The 3,107-nt window shown below is 69.0% G+C and carries 4 protein-coding genes; all 4 read left to right on the forward strand.

Annotated elements, in window-relative coordinates; translation table 11 throughout:
- A partial coding sequence (locus QOD90_RS31250) for an SDR family NAD(P)-dependent oxidoreductase (protein WP_526356448.1) occupies window positions 1-320 on the forward strand: 320 nt, incomplete at its 5' end.
- Between the two features lie 177 nt (window positions 321-497).
- Window positions 498-1,481 carry an alcohol dehydrogenase catalytic domain-containing protein gene (locus QOD90_RS31255; RefSeq protein ID WP_526356450.1) on the forward strand — a complete coding sequence of 328 codons (984 nt, stop codon included), beginning with the start codon at window positions 498-500 and terminating at the stop codon, window positions 1,479-1,481.
- A gap of 74 nt (window positions 1,482-1,555) precedes the next feature.
- Window positions 1,556-2,167: an NADPH-dependent F420 reductase gene (locus QOD90_RS31260; protein WP_526356452.1), complete on the forward strand. Its 612-nt coding sequence runs from the start codon at window positions 1,556-1,558 to the stop codon at window positions 2,165-2,167.
- Window positions 2,168-2,192: 25 nt separating this feature from the next.
- Window positions 2,193-3,107 (forward strand): family 1 glycosylhydrolase (locus QOD90_RS31265; protein WP_526356454.1); only part of this gene is annotated, 915 nt, incomplete at its 3' end.

Below are 3,107 nucleotides of genomic sequence, written 5' to 3' on the forward strand. Positions count from 1 at the left end.
TCCCCGGTTACGGCGTCTCCGCCGCCACGAAGGCCGCCATCCGGTCGTTCGCGCGCACCTGGGCTGCCGAGCTCAAGGACCGGGACATCCGCGTCAACGTAGTCAGCCCCGGGGTCATCGACACGCCGATCCTGCGGAGCCAGTTCGGCAGTGACGCCGAACTGCAAGCCGGCACCGAGGAATTCAAGGCGTTCACCCCGCTGGGCCGGCTCGGTCGCCCCGAGGAGATCGCCAGCGCGGTCTACTATCTCGCGTCGGATCAGAGCAGCTACACCACCGGATTCGACCTCGTCGTCGACGGTGGAATCGCCGAACTCTAAGCCTGGCCTGGCACTGTGCGGGCCGTCCCCGCGCAACGAGCGGTGGACCATCGACCACGCATTCCGGGGTGAGCCAGGGCACGCCCGATCCGCTCGGTACCTCTTGGTCTCCGTCCGTCCGCAAGGCCGAACACGATTCACCCCCCGACGATGTGAGGATTTTCCATGATCAGAGCCGTGACGTACCGACACTCGGGCAATCCCGCCGAGGTACTGGAAGTGACCAAGGTCGACACGCCCCCCGCGCCGGGTCCGGGTCAGATCCTGATGCAGGTGACCGCGTTCCCCCTCCATCCTGGGGACCTGCAGGCAGTACAAGGAGCCCACCCGTCACCCGGTGAACCGGTGGCCGTGGGCATCGAAGCGACGGGAACCGTCCTGGACGTCGGTGTTGGCGTCACTACGGTCTCGCCCGGCACCCGGGTGACGGTGTTCCCGCACCCGGGCGCCTGGCGCGACACCATCCTCGTCGACGCGCAATTCGCCGTCGCGGTGCCTGATGCCCTCTCCGATGACGTGGCCGCCCAGATGCTGGTCAATCCGATCACGGTGCTGATGCTGCGTCGCGCCGCCCAGCAGCACTTCTCGACCGGGTTCGACGGTGTCGTCCTCAACAACGCCGCCGCCTCGTCGGTGGGCCGCCTGTTCACCGCCGGCTCCAAGCACCACGAGATCGCCACCATCAGCATCGTGCGCAGCGACGAACGCGCTGAACAGCTACGCGACCGCACCCCGGGTGTCCCGGTGGTGTCCACCGCCTCCCCGGACTGGGTGGAGCAGGTCCGCGACGCGGCAGCAGGACGCCCGATCCCGGTCGCCCTGGACCCAATCGGCGGCGCGATCGCCGCTGACCTACTCTCGCTGCTGTCCCCGGGCGGCACACTCATCTCCTACGGCGTGATGGCACCCGAGCAGATCCCACTGCACGCCTCCACGCTGCTCGGAGCGGACCTCGGCATCCGCGGTCTGTCCATTGGGCGGTGGCTCGGCGCGGTCTCCGCCGAGCAACGAGCCTCCGACGTGGCCAGCGCACTGGCGATGGCCCAAGGGATGGCACCGCTGTTCGCACCGGCGGCTATCTATCCGATGGAGCAAATCAGCGAGGCCGCGGCGCACGTATCCCGGCCCGGTCGGGTCGGCGTCGTGCTGGTCACACCGTGAACCGCGCCCGCCTTTCCGCCGAGAGCGATTGCACGCCAATTCATTCCGAACCACCTGCACAGGGGACACCTCACGTGATCGACAGCGTCGGCATCATCGGTTCGGGCCCGGTCGCGCGGGCCCTGGCCCGCCAGTCCCTGCACGCTGGCTATCGAGTGTTCCTTAGCAACAGCCGCGGTCCAGCGAGCCTGACCGACCTAGTCACCACGCTGGGCGACGGGGTGCAGGCCGTCACCGTCGTCGAGGCGGCGCGCGCCGACGTGGTGATCCTGGCGATCCCGTTCCTCAAGGTGCCCGACCTGACCGCGGTCGTTCCGGACTGGTCGGGCCGCGTCGTAGTCGACGCCACCAACCAGTACGCACAGTACGAACCCACCTATGACGGCTTCGTCGACCTCGGCGAGGACACCGGCAGCGAGTGGGTCGCCCGCCACCTGCCCGGCGCCACCGTCGTCAAGGCCTTCAACGCGATGTTCGCCTCCTACATCGACGCCGAGCCCCGCCACGCCGAGGGCCGCCAGGCCGTCTTCTTCGCCACCGACGACGACGCGGCCAGCACCGACTTCGGTCGATACGTGCAGCGCCTCGGCTTCGCTCCGGTGTTCCTGGGCGCCCTGCACGACGGCGGGCGCCTGATGCAGCTCGGCGGCGCCCTGAGCGCCGTGCACGTCATCCGGCAGGATTGAGTACGGCAATGTCCACCGCGTGGCGATGACCGTCCACGACACCCCGGAGTTCTTGTGGGGCGTGGCGACCGGCGCCCATCAAACCGAGGGCAACAACCTCGCCTCGGACTGGTGGGCGCTCGAACACGCCCCCGGCACGTTCGTGAAGGAGCCTTCCGGTGATGCCGTCGACTCGTATCACCGGTGGCCCGAGGACATGGACCTGGCCGCGGCCGCGGGGTTCACCGACTACCGCTTCGGCATCGAATGGGCCCGCATCGAAGCCGCCGACCGCGCGATCTCCCGCGCCGAGATCGAGCACTACCGCCGCATGGTCGACGGCGCCCGCAGCCGCGGGCTGCGCCCCTTCGTCACGCTGCACCACTTCACCCTGCCGCGCTGGTTCAGCGACACCGGCGGATGGCTCCGACCCGACGCCCCCGAACGATTCCTGCGCTACGTCGAGGCCCTCGGACCGGTGCTGGCCGACGGCGTCGAGCACGTCGGCACCATCAACGAACCCAACATCGTCGCGATCCTGGCCACCCGCGCCGCCAGCGGCGGACAGTCAGCCGGACTGGAACACGGTCTGCCGCTGCCCGATCCGCAGGTCAGCGCCGCCCTGATCGGTGTCCATCACGCCACCCGCGCTGCGCTGAAGGCCGCCCACCCACACCTGTTGGTGGGCTGGGGAATCTCGGTGCAGGACTGCCAACCCGAACCCGGCGCCGAGTCGGTGTTCGCCTCCTACGTCCATCCCCGCGACGAAGTGTTCGTCGAGGCCTCCCATGATGACGACTGGATCGGCGTGCAGACCTACACCCGCATCCGGATCGGCATCACCAATGACGGCCACCCGGTCGAGGTGATCGACGACGCCGTGGAGAAGACCCTTACCGGCTGGGAGTACTACCCCACGGCGTTGGGTGGTGCGCTGCGCCGCGTCGCCGGAATCGTCGGC

Origin of the sequence: Mycobacterium sp. (genome assembly GCF_032161845.1) — a bacterium.
Taxonomy (GTDB): Bacteria; Actinomycetota; Actinomycetes; order Mycobacteriales; family Mycobacteriaceae; genus Mycobacterium.